Origin of the sequence: Anaerosalibacter massiliensis, assembly GCF_024623155.1 — a bacterium.
GTDB lineage: Bacteria > Bacillota > Clostridia > Tissierellales > Sporanaerobacteraceae > Anaerosalibacter > Anaerosalibacter massiliensis.
Window position 1 is genome coordinate 1 of the sequence record NZ_JANJZL010000010.1, and the last position, 15557, is coordinate 15557.

Here is a 15557-nt window from a genome sequence, read left to right on the forward strand (position 1 = left end):
CTATTTTTCATTATCTTAGCCCAAATCCTTCTTGCCGCTCTATATTTAGCTATCTCCTCCAATAAATTGTTATGAGCATTGAAGAAAAATGAAAGTCTAGGTGCAAAATCATCTACATCTAATCCTGTCTCAATTGCTGCCTCTACATATGCAATTCCATCTGCTAACGTAAAAGCTACTTCTTGTATAGCAGTAGCCCCCGCTTCCCTAATGTGATATCCACTGATACTTATGGTATTCCACTTAGGAACGTTTTTAGAGCAATATTCAAATATATCTGTTATAAGTCTCATAGAAGGTTCTGGAGGAAAAATATAAGTTCCTCTTGCAATATATTCTTTCAATATGTCATTTTGAATAGTACCTCTAAGTTTATCTTGAGATACACCTTGCTTTTCAGCTACTGCTATATACATAGCTAAAAGAACACTGGCAGGAGCATTTATAGTCATGGAAGTACTTACTTTATCTAATGGAATTCCATCAAATAAAATCTCCATATCTTTTAATGAATCAATGGCTACTCCAACTTTTCCTACTTCTCCTGCACTTAGAGAGTGATCTGAATCATAGCCAATTTGAGTTGGAAGATCAAAAGCTACACTAAGACCTGTTTGACCTTGCTCAAGAAGATATTTATATCTTTTATTTGACTCTTCTGCTGTAGCAAATCCTGCATACTGTCTCATAGTCCATAACCTACCTCTATACATTGTAGGTTGAACCCCTCTAGTATATGGATATTTTCCAGGGTACCCTAGATCTTTTTCATAGTCGGAGTTCTCCATATTTTCAGGAGTATATAATCTGTCTACTTCAATATCTGAAACTGTAGAAAACTTTTCTTTTCTTTCTGGAAATCTTTTAATTGCTTTATCTACTACTTCACTTTCCCATTTCTTTTTAGATTCTTTAATATTAATTATTTCATTGTCGTTAAACACTTACAAAACCCCCTTATATTATAATTTTAAGGATTTATCCTCATAGTACCTGTTTCTAAAAACCTATTATGCCATGATAAAGCCTCACCAATAATATGAGGAGTATGCTTATACTTGGAGCATTTTAAAGCTCTATTATAATAGTCTTTTAGCATTTCTTTATATTCTCCCGTAGCACAATTTTCAATTATAGTTTTAGCTCTACCTTTAGGGCTCAATCCCCTTAAATCTGCAACTCCTTGCTCTGTTACTATGATTTGAACATCATGTTCTGTATGATCACAGTGAGATACCATTGGTACTATGCAAGATATATTGCCATTTTTAGCTGTTGTCTGTGTTACAAATATGGAAAGATAAGCATTTCGTGCAAAGTCTCCCGAGCCTCCTATTCCATTCATAAGTCTGCTTCCCATTATATTACTAGAGTTTACATTGCCGTATAAATCCACTTCTATTGCTGTGTTTATAGCTATTATTCCTAACCTTCTTATTACTTCAGGATTATTACTTATTTCCTGTGGTCTAAGTATTATTTTTTCTTTATATTGATCTATATTGTTATAGAAATTTTCTAATCTTTCCTCTGACAAGGTAAGAGATGTAGAAGAAGCTGTATTCACTTTTCCACAATCTATTAAGTCTAATACCGAGTCCTGTAAAACCTCAGAATAAACAGTTAAATTTTCATAGTTCGAATCTACTAATCCCCCTAATACTGCATTTGCTACACTGCCTACTCCAGATTGTAATGGAAGGAGATTTTCTGGCAATCTTCCAAATCTTATTTCCCCTTCTAAGAAATCTATTAAATTATTTGCCATCTTTCTAGAATCTTCATCTATGGCAGCTAATTTCTTATTGGCATCTTTTATATCTGTAATAACTATACCTACTATTTTCTCAGGATCACATGGTATATAAGATGTACCAACTCTATCTCCTGTTTTTAGTATTGGAATAGGCTTCCTATTTGGAGGATTTTCAGGACTATATATGTCATGTATACTTTCTAATCCTAAAGGCTGACTAGTATTTATTTCTACTATTACTTTATCTGCCTTTTGTACATATACATTGGCATTTCCTATAGATGTAGATGGAATTATTCCTCCTTCTTCTGTTATAGCTATAGCTTCTACAAGTGCAATATCTATCTTTTCTATAAATCCATATTTCACCCATTGAGGTAAATGACTTAAATGTATATCTGAAAACTCTATTTCCTCGTTATTTATACTATTTCTACAAGAAGTATTAGTTTGATAGGGAAATCTCTTTTTTATTACTCCAGCTCTTGATAATGCACCATCAAGCTCATCTCCAACTGAAGCTCCTGTCATTAAAGTTATCTCTACCTTATCGCCTTTATCTGCCCTTTTAGCTAAAGCTAAAGGTACTGCTTTCGGATAACCTGCTGGAGTAAAACCACTAGTTCCTACAACCATTCCTGTTTTAAATATATTTGCAGCTTCTTCAGCTGAAATTATTCTATCCCTTAGTTTTTCACATCTTATTCTCTCCTTTGTCAACATAACCCCTCCTTCTAATTATTCAAATCTGTAATTTAATTATATAATTGTTGCACAAACTGTGCCAATTTTATTTTACAATAAAATGCTAATTTACTAATGTTCTATTTATTCATAAATAAAAAATGGTAAGTCTTGAACTTTCACGTTCAAAACTTACCACTAAACAAAATACTATTTACTTTTCCAAATCATACTTTCCCATTTTCCTCCTTATAGTCTGTCTAGATATATTTAATTCTTCAGATACTTTAGATATATTCCAATCATGTCTTTCTAAAGAGCTCAGTATTACTTTTAGTTCTGCAATTTCAAGTGGAGATAATTTCTTTTTTTCTTCATAAAAATAACTTTTTATTTCATTAGGCAAATCTTTTATATAAATTGAGTCTCCTTTATTGAAAATAGCCATTCTCTCTATAACATTTTTTAATTCTCTAATATTTCCTGGCCAATTGTAGTTTAATAATATATCCATTGCTTCTTTATCGACTTTTTTAATCCCTTTATTTAATTTTAAATTATATTCTTCTAGAAATGAATAGATAAGCAGTGGAATGTCTTCCTTTCTTTCTCTAAGAGGTGGAATGTATATAGGTATTATATTTAATCTATAATATAAATCATCCCTAAAATTTCCTTTCTTTACTTCTTCCTGCAAATTTTTGTTTGTAGCTGCAATAATAGTTGTATCAAATTCTTTCTCTTCTAAAGAACCTATAGGTCTATATTTTTTCTCCTGTAATACCCTTAGAAGTTTAGCTTGTAGACTTAAATCCATATCACCGATTTCATCCAAAAAAAGAATTCCTTCATGAGATTTTCCTATTAATCCTTCCTTGCTTTCACTAGCTCCTGTAAAGGCTCCCTTTTCATATCCAAATAATTCACTTTCCTGAAGATTTTTAGGTATAGCACTGCAATTTAAAGGCACAAAAGCCTTATCTTTCCTCATTTTTTCATGAATGAGTTCAGCTACTACTTCTTTACCTGTCCCACTTTCTCCTTGTATTAAAACATGAGTACTCATTTCTAATTTAGAAATAACTTCGATTATGTCTTTAATATTCTTAATAGGAGCACTTTCCCCTATAAATTCTGATTCATAATTCAATTTATCTAATTCTTGTTTTTTTTCAATATATCTAGCTGCTTTTTTAACAGCATTATTTATTTCTGCAAGAGAAAAGGGCTTCATAAAATAATCATAAGCTCCTATTTTCATAGATTTAACTGCTAATCTAACTTCACTTAAATAGGTTATCATTATAACTATACAGTCTGGATCTACCTTTTTAATTCTCTTAAGAACTTCTATGCCATCTATGCCTGGTAATTTTATATCTACAATTGCTAATTTAGGAGAGTGGGATTTAAATAATTCTAATCCTTCTTCGCCTGTTTCCGCTACTAATGACTCAAAGCCAAGTTTTCCCAAACTTACCTTTAATGAAAAACGAATACTCTCTTCATCATCAATTATTAATATCTTCATAGAATTCCTCCAATTTAGCCAACTATTTTTTTAATTCTATAACAAACTCTGTACCTTTACCTATCTCACTATTAACAAAAATATGGCCATCATGTTCTTTAATTGTCTTATAGGTACTGGAAAGACCTAGTCCAGTACCTTCCTTCTTTGTAGTATAAAAAGGTTCAAATATTTTTCCTAGATCTCTCTTTTTTATTCCCTTGCCATTATCTTTAATATTTATAATTATTTTTTCCTCATAATTTTTGATTACCATGAAAATTATTCCACTTTTGCCTACTGCTTGTATACAATTAATTATTATATTTATAAGTGCTTGTTTTATATTTCCTTTATTTACATTTACTATAGACTTTTGTTCATCCATATAATTTTCCGAAAGTCTAATATTTTTATTGATAATTTCTGGCCTAAGTAAATTTATGACTTCTTTCATAAGTTCAACTATATTTGTTGGTTCTTTGTTTAAACTAGTGTCCCTTGAAAAACTCAGGAAGTTTACAATAAGATCATTTAATTCTCTTATTTCTTTATCTAAAAAGTAAAATATCTCTTCCCTTAGTTTCTCATCTTCCCAATTAGTGTCTAAAAGTTCTAACAAATTACTTATTCCAGCCAATGGATTTCCAATATCATGAATAAGTGCTGCAGATAATTCTCCTAGAATATGCATTCTATCTAATTTTTTTAATTCTCTATCCATTTTCTTTTCCCTGGAAATATCATTAAAGAGATAAATTATGCCAATTACCTTTTTATTTTCATCAAAAGCTAATGATATAGAAATATTTATTGGTATGTATTTTTTATCACTTCTTTTTAGCTGTCTTTCTAAAATTAGAATGTCTTCATCATTTTTAATATTTTCCACAAAATCTTCTAAGCAAATTTCTGTTTTCTTAAAAAAATCAAGAGAATTTTTTCCTATGTAATCCTTAGATTTAAATCCTGTTATCTCTTCTGCTGCTTTGTTAAATAAAGTTATATTACCTTTTTCATTTACTACTAATATCCCACTTCCTAAACTCTTTAAAATATTGTCTAAATACTGTCTAAAATAGTTTTCTCTATTATAAGATTCTTTAAGCCTATTCATATTATTCTTAAGTTTAACACTCATATCATTAAAGACTTCCGCTAACTCTCCTATTTCATCATTGGAGTTTATAGAAATGGGAATTACACTTTCACAAGAACTTCCTAGCACTCTAACACCTTTGACTAAAGTTTCTATTGGTCCTATTATTCTCTGGGCTGATATTAGTCCAATAACTATAGTTGCAAAAATAAGCATAAAAGATATACTTCTTAATTGTTTTTTTAGCCAAATCATCTCCTTTAATATAGCAAATTCTGATTGTTTCACAGCTATTGTCCAACTAACTTCATCTACAAAGCTCGTGGTACTATAATATTTTTCATTATTTTTTTCATAACTTAGTAGTTGAGACTCTCTATCTTTTATAACATCATATAATTCAATTTCATTGTCATCTTTTGAAAAAGTATAATTTCCCATTTTTATAAAACGTTCCATATTATCTATTTCAGGATGAACTATAATTGCTCCTGCTTGATCTACTACATATATTTCTCCTTCAAATTTTTCTTGTACTTCTTCTGTAATTTTTTTAATATTAGATAGATTTATTCCACCTCCTATTAATCCTATTACATTACTATTTTTATCAAATATAGGTGCAGCAATGACAAAATGAAGTTGTCCTAGTACTCTTCCTACATAAAGATCACTTATACAAGGTGTCTTATCCTCCATAACTTTTTTAAAGTAATCTCTATCGGAATAATTATGTTTAATCATAGCTTTTTCATTTTCAGGCTTTGATACAAGCATATTTCCTTCTGTATCCAATAAATAAATTAAATCAAAGTATTTAAAATTGTCATAGATTCTATAGATTTCTTTTTCTATTTCCTCTATATCTCCTCCACTTTCTGTAGCAAAGTTGGCCAATGTTATAACAGTTTCTTTAGCATCCTTTACATAAAGCTGTATATGTTGAGACAACATATTTGATAAAGTCATATTATTTTTTAGAACATCTTCTTTTATATGTTTTGAGGTGACATTTTGAATAAATATGGTAATCATAAGAATTGAACTAAGTGAAAATATTAATATAGTAAAAGGAATTTTAAACTTTAAACTGTTCCATCTCATATTATAATCTCCTTAACTATTTAAAAATTAGATATGATTCGGGGTATAGATAAAAAACAACATGTCCAAATGAAAGTTAAACTATTATATAATTTATATGAAAACTTTCCGTTATATATAACCTGTTTTTAACATATAAAACTGTTAATTAGATAAATAGTAGATTAATAGTTTTATATGTTAAAAACATGCAATAACAAATAAAATATGTTTTAATTTTTTATAAATATCCTAATATTCTAACAATACTACATTATTATTTTTTTGTCAATCAATGGAGAATAATTTAAGTTCTGCTATATTCAATATAAATAACCAATTCTTAAAATAAAAAAATCGTTGTTTCCAAGAATTTCACTTCATTGGAGGACAACAATTTCTTATTAAGATAATACTTTAATAAACTACAATAATATGGAATATTAATTTATCATAATTAAATTTAAAATTCCTCATAGGTAGGCTAATAACCTTAGATACCTTAATATTACTATATTCTTTTACTTTTGTCAGATAACTTAAAACCTTTAGGTTGCTACATGTATTTAATATATTTCTTTCTATTCATTATCATTACTAGCTTTCATAAAAAAATAGTTTGCCATTAGCGTCCCAACGGCATATGTATTGACAGGTGTATATACACTTGCTATAATGGTTGTAATCAATAAGATAAGGAGAGATTAAAAATGTCTAATAATTTTAAAGATATTTCTACAAAAAATGCACCATCCCCTGCAGGACCATATTCACAGGGTATTATAACTGAAAATTATGTTTTTACAGCTGGACAACGTCCACAGGATCCTATTACGGGAGAAATAAAAAAAGATATTAAAGATCAAACTTATCAAGTTATCAAAAATATTGAATCAATTTTAAAAGAGGCAGATTGTTCATTAAAAGATGTTGTTAGAACAACTGTATATTTATCTGATATTAAGTATTTTGATGAAATGAATTCTGTATATAGAAAAATGTTCAGTGAGCCATTTCCAACTAGGACTACTATTGGGGTTCAATTAAGAGGTATTGATGTGGAAATAGACGCAATTGCATTAAAAAAATAATATTAATTTATTAGAAAGGATTATTTATGAAAAATTATAAAGAAGAAATACTTAGATTGAAAAAGGAGAAAAATGCAGCTATACTTGCACATTATTATGTTAGAGACGAGATACAAGAATTAGCTGATTATGTAGGTGATTCCTATTATTTAAGTAAGATAGGTCTTGAACTTGACTGTGAAATAATTGTTTTTTGTGGTGTAAGCTTCATGGCTGAATGTGCTAAAATTCTTTCTCCAAATAAGAAGGTTCTACTACCTAATACTGAAGCTAAATGTTCTATGGCAAAACTTGCTTCTCAAAAGGATGTAATAAGTATGAAAAAGAAACATAAAAATGCTAAGGTAGTTAGCTATGTGAATTCATTAACAGAAGTAAAAGCTGTTTCTGATGCTTGTTGTACATCTTCTAACGCATATAATGTGATTAAAAATATTGATGCCAATGAAATAATTTTTATTCCTGATAAACATCTAGGAAACCATGTTCAAGAAAAATTTCCTGATAAAAAATTAATTCTATGGGATGGTTCTTGTGATGTTCATGATAATATTAGTGCTAAAGATATTTTAAACTATAAAGAAAAATTTAATTCAAAACTAATTGTTTTAGTACATCCCGAATGTAAAAAAGAGGTTAGAAAGTTAGCTAATTTTATTGGGAGTACAGGTCAAATAATTGATTATATTAGAAAATGTGATTCTAAAGATTTTTTAGTAATAACTGAAGATGGAATTTTGTATGAGCTAAAAAACAGATATCCTAATAAAAGATTTCATAGTCTAAATATTATCTGCAATCCAATGAAATGTATAACTTTGAAAGATTTATATAACAGTTTATTATTAGAAAAAAATGAAATAGTTCTTGAAGAATCATTGAGAGTAGCAGCAAATAAATCCCTTTTAAATATGCTTGAATTAGCTACAAGATAAGAGATTAGGAAAGGAGAACAATATGAATTGGCTAATTGTTGACAATATCATAAAAAATGCACTAGAAGAAGATTCTTCTTTTAAAGATATTACTACTTCTGCTATTGTAGAATCTAATTCTAAATGTAAGGTTGAACTAATTGGAAAAGAAAATGGTATAATAGCTGGATTGCCAATTTTCAAAAGAGTATTTCATATACTTAATGAAGTTGATGTTAAATTCTATGCAAATGATGGTGATTCTGTTAATGCTGGACAAGTACTTGGAACTATATATGGAAATGCATATAATATTTTAGTTGGAGAAAGAATTGCTTTAAACTTTTTACAAAGAATGAGTGGAATTGCAACTATTACGAATAAAGCTGTTAATCTAGTTGAAGGAACTGAAGCAAAAATATTGGATACTAGAAAAACTACTCCTAATTTAAGAATACTTGAAAAATATGCAGTTACAATTGGCGGCGGATACAATCATAGATTTAATTTATCTGATGGCATTCTCATAAAAGACAATCATATTAGTGCTGCCGGTGGAATAATGGAAGCCATTCTAAAAGTTAAAAAAAGTCTCCCTATGGGCAACAAAATTGAAGTAGAGACTGAAACTTTAGAAGAAGTAAAAGAAGCAATAGCTGCAGGTGCTGATATTATAATGTTAGATAATATGAACATTGAGACGATGAAAAGGGCAGTAGGTATAATAGGTAATAAATGTAGTACAGAAGCTTCTGGTAATATAAATTTAGACAATATAAGAGCAGTTGCAAATACTGGGGTTAATTTTATATCATTGGGCATGCTCACACATACTATTTATTCATTGGATATAAGCATGAAAAACTTATCTTGGATATAAAAATATCTTCGGCTACAATATTGTAACCGAAGATATTTTATTTTTTTATATATTACTCTTTTTAAAATATAATCCTATTAATATACATATTATTCCTGAAAAATACAACATGAAATCGTTTGTATTTCCTGTTTTAGGGAGATTTGTTGTTCCGATTTTTTCAGATTGTTTAGTAGTATATTTATTTTTCTTCTCTATATTTGGACTAATATTTGCTATTTCTCTTGTTGATTTTTTATCAGTTTTATCTGTTTTGTCTATTTTTATTATCTCTTTTAATTTCTCAGTCTTTTTATTCTCTATCTCTATTTCAACAATTTCACCATCCTCTTTTATTTCAAAAGGATATTCTGTTGTATCAAGATCATATCCTTCTGGTGCTTCGATTTCAACATATTTATATTTACCATATATTAGGTCATCAAATATAGCAATGCCATTTTCATCAGTAATTCCTTCCTTTATTATTTCTCCTTTTTCATTTTTAATTTGAAATTTAGAGTTAGATAGTTTTTCCCCAGAATGACTATCTATTTTAGTAATTTTCAAACTGCCTATTATAGGCCTGTTTTCAATATTTACTTTAATTAATTCTGGTGAATTTCCTTCAACAATTACTAATTTTTTTTCATTGTTTAAAACATAACCTTCTGGTGCCTTAGTTTCAACTATCTTATATTCACCTAATGAAATATTTTCAAATAGGAGCTTTCCATCCTTGGTTTCCATTGGTCCTTGAATTTCATTTCCATTTTTGTCTAGCAATATAAATTCTGCTCCATCCAAAGGTTTTCCATTATAATCAGTTTTAGTAATCTCTATATCCCTCTTTATTCCATCATATTCTATAGAGAAAGAATCTGATGCAGTTTTCTCAACTTCTCCTATCCAAGCAATCCTTTGAATTTTCTTACCATTTACACCTGTATCTTTGGCATGCCTTTGAATATATTTATTGGCATCAGAAAAGTTCCTTTGTCCATTAACTGTAAATCCTATTTTTCCACCTTCACCTGCATTAGATGTATCGATTCTTAATTTAACTTCATTTCCTTCTAAAACATATTTGTCATCTACCTGATTACCATTTAAATCAACAAAATATGCTTTTCCTAAATCCTTTTTATCTATTTTCAATAAACCATTTAAATTTGAATTTATTATTTGTATCATTCCTGATTCTAAATAACTGCCTTTTTGTTCCATTGGAGAGATTGCACCATTAATTTTTACTGATATTTCTTCCTCTTTCGGTAAGGGTAATGTATTTTCTTCTATTTCTCTTATAAGACTATTGATATTATTTAATATTTCTTCACTCTTATTGTGATCAATAAGAGTTCCCATGTGCTTAACTAAGTTATTCTTAGTTATTTCTGTAGTTTCATCAGTAATTGAATACATGGCTACTTGAGATACATAATATCTTTCATCTGGAGTTAAAGCTTTGCTTGTCTTATCTTTAGGACCACCATAACTGTACATTAGAGCTGTATATTCCTTAGCATTTAGCTTTTCATTAGTTTTTTTAAATTCATTTCCATTAAACTTTGGACTGTCTAGATTATAATTTAAACAATATGCAGGCTTATTATCTTCATCTTCCTTAATTCTTGTAGTTATTGTATAGGTTTTATCAGATACTTTTCTATCTATATAACCTAATAAATATCCTGCCCCTTGTGCTTTTACATTACCTCTGTTAATAGAATGAAACTTCTTATATTGTGGTGTCTCAGCTGCTTCTGCGCTATTTCTTGACATTATTGTCATATTACCTAACATGATTGATAGCACTAATATCAAACTAAAGATTCTCCTTTTTGTCATTACCCGTCACCTCTCCTTATTTTATTTTGCTAATAACTAAATGTAAAACATTGTTATTAATGTATTAGTTTTTTAATATCTCCTCCTTTGATAATATATAGTTCTTATTATTTATTTTGCCTTTTTTAAAATAATTTGTCAATCAGATTTTTCCTTATATTCTGATTATTTATTTTATATTTTTTAAATATTTCCTAAACTTCCCTAGAATGATTTAATATTCGATAAAAATTTAACTATTTATTTTTGAAAACAAAAATAAATATGACTTTTTTACTATGGTAGAATAATACAATGATACCATAAAAATTTAGTTAATTATATATTAGAGGAAATAACATATTTATTTTCCCTTAATATTTGTTATAATTATAGTAATTATCTCTAGTTCTTCTTTTCTTATATTTATTTTTTTAAGTTCTTCAAATAAAGGATTGTTTTTAGATTTCAAATATTTAATTAAATCCTCTGTATCAATTCCTATTCCTATATTTTCAACCATATTTATTTCTTCCACTTTGTTCACTGAATATTCTTTAGACATTCCTATTAATGCTGTATAAATTTTTTCATATAAAATATTGTTATCCATTTTTTTACCTCCATTATTTGATTATAATAAATCTTTAGAACCTTTTTCTATATTTATTAATTTAATAATATTTTATGACTGAAAAAAACTAGCCCTTGAAAATTAGGCTAGTTTGAAAATAAATTTTATATTTAAAGATTAATAGTTACCAGCATATATTACGGAAAGTCTCTTTTGAATTTCACGTGTAATGAAAGCATATAGTGGAATATGAACTGCTTGACCTATTACTCTTCCAGGTACAGTAGTTATCATAGGAACACTAAATAAAGTCTTCATAAAATATGGAACTAGAAAAATAGATGTGACTATCTGTCCAACTCCTATGGCTACTGTTAATTTCCAGAAAGAATTTTTAGGTTCTTTAAAGAGCATCATTATAAGTCCTGGAATGATCCCAGTAAGTGCAGCTGTCATAGTAAAATGTGGCATATATGGCCCCATTGGACTTGCAAAATGTCCTATTATATCTCCTATAGTTCCAACAATCCCTCCTGCTAAAGGCCCAAATACTAATCCTGCAAATATTATAGGATAACCTCCAAAACCAATTCTAACTATCTCTACTCCTCCACCACCTATTCTAATACTTCCAACTCTAGTTAAAACAACATTTAAAGCTATCAATATGGCATAATATGCCATTTCTTTAATGGACATCTTTCCTTTTTTCATAAAAAAAACCTCCTCTTCGTTTATTCTAGTGTGCAGTCTGCCACAGCAAACGAAAAAAAGGTCCGTTTGTTAATGTGACAGCGAACGCAACGGTTTATCGCAAACTACTTGAAGCTCTTCGTCTAAGGGCAACGTCCCATCCCTTAGCACTTTACGCAAACCGCTTACTCTGCCTTACTCATACCCATATTATCATACTTTCTAACTTTTGACAATAGTACAACAATTTATAGCTTGATTTTTTACATTCAACTAGCTTGTAACTAATTACATATAATCATTATAATCTTGTAAACTCTTTTTATATAATGATTTATTTCTACCCTCGATAAAGTATTATTAATATTATAACCTACTACTACCTTTATATTTAATTTTAGTATTATTGTATATCAAATAATGATATTTCTTTTAGTAGCAAAATAAAAAAACGCCATATAAAATGGCGTAGTTTTCAATGATGAGTAGATCTGTAAGCCGAGTTCTGTCTTAGATGGTCATCTATCTATGACCTATTGTTACCAATAGGCTCATGCGACCTACCATTTGGGACGACAGCAGGCAACTGTCACCTTTTGTCCCTACTTGGTCTTGCTCCGGATGGGGTTTACATAGCCAACTAGTCACCTAGTTGCTGGTGAGCTCTTACCTCGCCTTTCCACCCTTACCTGACGAAATCAGGCGGTATCTTTCTGTTGCACTATCCTTAGGGTCACCCCTACTGGGTATTGCCCAGCATCCTACCTTATGGAGCTCGGACTTTCCTCATGCTTTAAGCATGCGACCACCCGACCTACTCATTTATTTCGTTTTTTAACATTATAACTATAACATAAACTATAAAATTTTGCAAAGGTATTTTATGGATTGGTGGAGTAATATAATATTCTTCTGCAATTTTCACATTGGACTATTTCTTCTTTAGCTTTTACTTTATCTAATAAAAAGATAGGTATTATTACATGACATCCGCTACATTCATCTTCCTTTATTACCGCTATTGCATATCCCTTATTTTCTTTAATACTACTGTATTTTTCATATATATCTTTTTCTATTTTCGATGATATATCATATATGAAATCCATTTCCTTTCTTGCTTCTTCTCTTAATTCATTAGTTATTTTTTCATACTCTAGAATACTTTCTTTAAATCTTTCTTTATTTTTATCATGTTCTATTTTTATTTTTTCTATTTCTTGTCTAATTTCATCCATATCTTCCATTATGCTTAACATATCTATTTCTAATTTATTTATATCATCTCTAATTACTTCACTTTCCTTATCCATATAATCAAGTTGTTTTAAATCTGTAACAACTCCACTATATAGTTCTTTTTCTATTTTACTTAATTGATAATTTAAATCCTTAAGTGCTAAATTATTTTTTCTAAATAATTCACTATTTCTCTCTAAAGATTTTTCCTTGTCATTTAACCCTTGCTCTAATGTTTCAATTCTTATAGTCATAGTTTCTATATAACTTGTCTTTGCTAAATCTTCCAATTTCTTTTTTATAATTTTTAAATAGTCCTCATGTTTCTGCAATTCCCACAAAAGTTCTAACTGCTCCATATCTCACTTCCACCTCCGTTATTAGGTAAAGCCAAGTTTTGATGAAGTTTTAAAAAATTAATTAGTATATTGAAAAAGGTGCTGTACTTTTTTCATGTAAAATCATCTCTATATCTTCCTTTATGTTTTCTTGAAGTTTTTCTTTTATTACTGGTAGAATGATTTTTTCAGTATGGAAATGACCTCCATCTACTAATATAAGTCCCAATTCTTTAGCAAGCTGTCCATCATGATATTTTATATCTCCTGTTAAGTATACATCTGCATCTTTCTTGGAAGCAGACTCTATAAAATCACTTCCACTTCCTCCACATACAGCTATTCTTCTTATTTCTTTCTCTAAATCTCCATAAACTCTTAATTTGTCTACCCTTAATTTTTTCTTCACCTTATCTAAAAATTTATATAGGGGCATTTCTTCTATATTCCCTATCCTTCCATAGCCGTATTGGATACCATCATTATATAATGGATAAATATCATAGGCCACTTCTTCATAAGGATGAGCTTTTAACATCTCTTTCAATACTCTATTTAATTTACTTTCTTCTACAATGGTTTCTACTCTAGTTTCTTCTACTTTTTCAATTTCGTTTAAACTTCCTATGAAAGGATTAGTACCTTCTCTAGGCATGAAAGTTCCTATGCCATCTATATTGTATGTGCAGTGACTATAATTACCTATCCATCCTGCTCCTGATTCACCTAACGCCTTTCTTAATTTATCTGCATATGTTCTAGGCACAAATACTACCAATTTATATAGTTTTTCTTCATAGGATTTTTCAAGTATTTCTAAATCGCTTAGATCTAATATATTTGCTAAAGTGTCATTTACTCCTCCTATAGCCAAATCTAAATTTGAATGTGCATTATATACTATTATATCTTCTTTTATTAAATCATACATTAACTTTCCTTTGTAATCTTCTGTTGTGATCTTGTCTACAGGTTTAAATAGTAGTGGATGGTGGGTAATGATCATGTCTATATTTTCTTTCTTAGCTTTTTTAAAAGTTTCTCTATCTAAATCTAGAGAAATTAAAATTTTTGCTACTTCTTTATTTGGATCCCCAATCTGAAATCCTGTACTATCCCAGCTATCTATTAAATAGGGTGGGACCCATTTGTTCATAATATTTATTATGTCAATAGCCTTCATAGCTGTTTTTAGCCTCCTTATATTTTTTAAGCCTAGAAGATAAATCTTCTTTTCTTTTAGCTGTTTTTTCTGTATGAGTTTTTTCTAATTCTTTAAGTATTTCTTCAGTCTTATTTATTTTAAATTCTATAAATTCCCTCAAAACAGGATCTTTTTTATCTAATAATTTTTTACTAATTTCATAATATATTTCATCCTCGATATAGTCTTTACCCCTGCTAACATATATTATTTCATAATATTTTCCATCTTCTTTTATTATTTTTTCATCTATTATTTTAAAATTATTTTCATATAAATATTTTCTAAGTTCTTCAGCTGCTCCCATAGGCTGAAATATAAAATTATTTATAGTCTTTGTTATTTCTAAATCCTTTTCTATTATATCTTTTATTAATAAGCCGCCCATTCCTGCTATTATAATTGTATCTACTTCATAGGGTTTTAAAACTTCTAATCCATTCCCTAATCTAGTGTCTATATATTCTTTATATCCTATTTTTTCAATATATTCTATTGCCTTATCTAAAGAGCCTTTGCTTATATCTGTTGCAATAACTTTTTTACTTATATTATTTTCTATTAAATAGCCAGGAATATAGCCATGGTCTGTTCCAATATCTGCAACTATTGAATTTTCTTTTACGAAATTTTTTATAGTTATTAATCTCAATGATAGCTTCATATTTATTTCCTTTCTATTA

The 15557-nt window shown here is 28.7% G+C and carries 13 protein-coding genes, 1 other RNA gene and 1 riboswitch; of the genes, 3 read left to right on the forward strand and 11 right to left on the reverse strand.

What is annotated here, in order from left to right:
* The 4 genes from NSA23_RS12475 to NSA23_RS12490 all read right to left on the reverse strand — a co-directional run.
* Window positions 1-944: acyl-CoA mutase large subunit family protein (locus tag NSA23_RS12475; RefSeq protein WP_257490590.1), on the reverse strand; the 944-nt coding region annotated here is incomplete at its 3' end.
* A 26-nt stretch (window positions 945-970) separates the two neighbouring features.
* Entirely contained in the window at window positions 971-2476 is a 1506-nt protein-coding gene (locus NSA23_RS12480) for an acetyl-CoA hydrolase/transferase family protein (RefSeq protein ID WP_420841093.1), read from the reverse strand.
* Between the two features lie 178 nt (window positions 2477-2654).
* Window positions 2655-3971, reverse strand: a complete 1317-nt coding sequence (locus NSA23_RS12485) for a sigma-54-dependent transcriptional regulator (RefSeq protein ID WP_042678565.1) — start codon at window positions 3969-3971, stop codon at window positions 2655-2657.
* Between the two features lie 22 nt (window positions 3972-3993).
* Window positions 3994-6153, reverse strand: coding sequence for a PAS domain-containing sensor histidine kinase (locus NSA23_RS12490; protein WP_042678564.1), 2160 nt, complete (start codon window positions 6151-6153; stop codon window positions 3994-3996).
* Window positions 6154-6842: 689 nt separating this feature from the next.
* On the opposite strand from NSA23_RS12490, the gene NSA23_RS12495 reads away from it, so the two are divergent.
* Genes NSA23_RS12495 through nadC form a run of 3 tightly spaced genes read left to right on the forward strand, consistent with a single transcriptional unit; the run spans window position 6843 to window position 9017 of the window.
* A complete protein-coding gene (locus tag NSA23_RS12495) occupies window positions 6843-7223 on the forward strand; it encodes a RidA family protein (RefSeq protein WP_042678563.1) in 381 nt (126 codons plus the stop codon).
* Between the two features lie 26 nt (window positions 7224-7249).
* A complete protein-coding gene (gene nadA, locus NSA23_RS12500) occupies window positions 7250-8158 on the forward strand; it encodes a quinolinate synthase NadA (protein WP_042678562.1) in 909 nt (302 codons plus the stop codon).
* A 22-nt stretch (window positions 8159-8180) separates the two neighbouring features.
* On the forward strand, window positions 8181-9017 hold the full coding sequence (nadC, locus tag NSA23_RS12505) for a carboxylating nicotinate-nucleotide diphosphorylase (RefSeq protein WP_042678561.1): 837 nt from the start codon (window positions 8181-8183) through the stop codon (window positions 9015-9017).
* A gap of 45 nt (window positions 9018-9062) precedes the next feature.
* Here nadC and NSA23_RS12510 read toward each other — a convergent pair whose 3' ends face one another.
* From NSA23_RS12510 to NSA23_RS12540, 7 genes are all read right to left on the reverse strand, one after another.
* Window positions 9063-10847 (reverse strand): thioester domain-containing protein, encoded by a 1785-nt coding sequence (locus NSA23_RS12510; protein ID WP_147524959.1) that lies wholly within the window; start codon window positions 10845-10847, stop codon window positions 9063-9065.
* A gap of 343 nt (window positions 10848-11190) precedes the next feature.
* Window positions 11191-11439 carry a hypothetical protein gene (locus NSA23_RS12515; RefSeq protein WP_042678559.1) on the reverse strand — a complete coding sequence of 83 codons (249 nt, stop codon included), beginning with the start codon at window positions 11437-11439 and terminating at the stop codon, window positions 11191-11193.
* A gap of 138 nt (window positions 11440-11577) precedes the next feature.
* On the reverse strand, window positions 11578-12114 hold the full coding sequence (locus NSA23_RS12520; protein WP_042678558.1) for a folate family ECF transporter S component: 537 nt from the start codon (window positions 12112-12114) through the stop codon (window positions 11578-11580).
* Between the two features lie 76 nt (window positions 12115-12190).
* Window positions 12191-12288: riboswitch (THF riboswitch) on the reverse strand.
* A 283-nt stretch (window positions 12289-12571) separates the two neighbouring features.
* Window positions 12572-12914: RNase P RNA component class A (rnpB, locus tag NSA23_RS12525), an RNA gene on the reverse strand.
* 60 nt (window positions 12915-12974) lie between these two features.
* Entirely contained in the window at window positions 12975-13691 is a 717-nt protein-coding gene (locus NSA23_RS12530; protein WP_042678557.1) for a zinc ribbon domain-containing protein, read from the reverse strand.
* A 61-nt stretch (window positions 13692-13752) separates the two neighbouring features.
* A complete protein-coding gene (locus tag NSA23_RS12535) occupies window positions 13753-14853 on the reverse strand; it encodes a Nif3-like dinuclear metal center hexameric protein (RefSeq protein ID WP_042678556.1) in 1101 nt (366 codons plus the stop codon).
* Window positions 14840-15538, reverse strand: coding sequence for a tRNA (adenine(22)-N(1))-methyltransferase (locus tag NSA23_RS12540; RefSeq protein WP_042678555.1), 699 nt, complete (start codon window positions 15536-15538; stop codon window positions 14840-14842). Before NSA23_RS12540 ends, NSA23_RS12535 begins: the two co-directional genes overlap by 14 nt.
* Between the last annotated feature and the right edge of the window lie 19 nt (window positions 15539-15557).

What these genes read in the sequence shown, in the direction of transcription:
- NSA23_RS12485 (WP_042678565.1), bottom strand. Translation starts at nt 3,971, where the DNA reads ATGAAGATATTAATAATTGATGATGAAGAGAGTATTCGTTTTTCATTA.
- NSA23_RS12490 (WP_042678564.1), bottom strand. Translation starts at nt 6,153, where the DNA reads ATGAGATGGAACAGTTTAAAGTTTAAAATTCCTTTTACTATATTAATA.
- NSA23_RS12495 (WP_042678563.1), top strand. Translation starts at nt 6,843, where the DNA reads ATGTCTAATAATTTTAAAGATATTTCTACAAAAAATGCACCATCCCCT.
- nadA (WP_042678562.1), top strand. Translation starts at nt 7,250, where the DNA reads ATGAAAAATTATAAAGAAGAAATACTTAGATTGAAAAAGGAGAAAAAT.
- nadC (WP_042678561.1), top strand. Translation starts at nt 8,181, where the DNA reads ATGAATTGGCTAATTGTTGACAATATCATAAAAAATGCACTAGAAGAA.
- NSA23_RS12510 (WP_147524959.1), bottom strand. Translation starts at nt 10,847, where the DNA reads ATGACAAAAAGGAGAATCTTTAGTTTGATATTAGTGCTATCAATCATG.
- NSA23_RS12515 (WP_042678559.1), bottom strand. Translation starts at nt 11,439, where the DNA reads ATGGATAACAATATTTTATATGAAAAAATTTATACAGCATTAATAGGA.
- NSA23_RS12520 (WP_042678558.1), bottom strand. Translation starts at nt 12,114, where the DNA reads ATGAAAAAAGGAAAGATGTCCATTAAAGAAATGGCATATTATGCCATA.
- NSA23_RS12530 (WP_042678557.1), bottom strand. Translation starts at nt 13,691, where the DNA reads ATGGAGCAGTTAGAACTTTTGTGGGAATTGCAGAAACATGAGGACTAT.
- NSA23_RS12535 (WP_042678556.1), bottom strand. Translation starts at nt 14,853, where the DNA reads ATGAAGGCTATTGACATAATAAATATTATGAACAAATGGGTCCCACCC.
- NSA23_RS12540 (WP_042678555.1), bottom strand. Translation starts at nt 15,538, where the DNA reads ATGAAGCTATCATTGAGATTAATAACTATAAAAAATTTCGTAAAAGAA.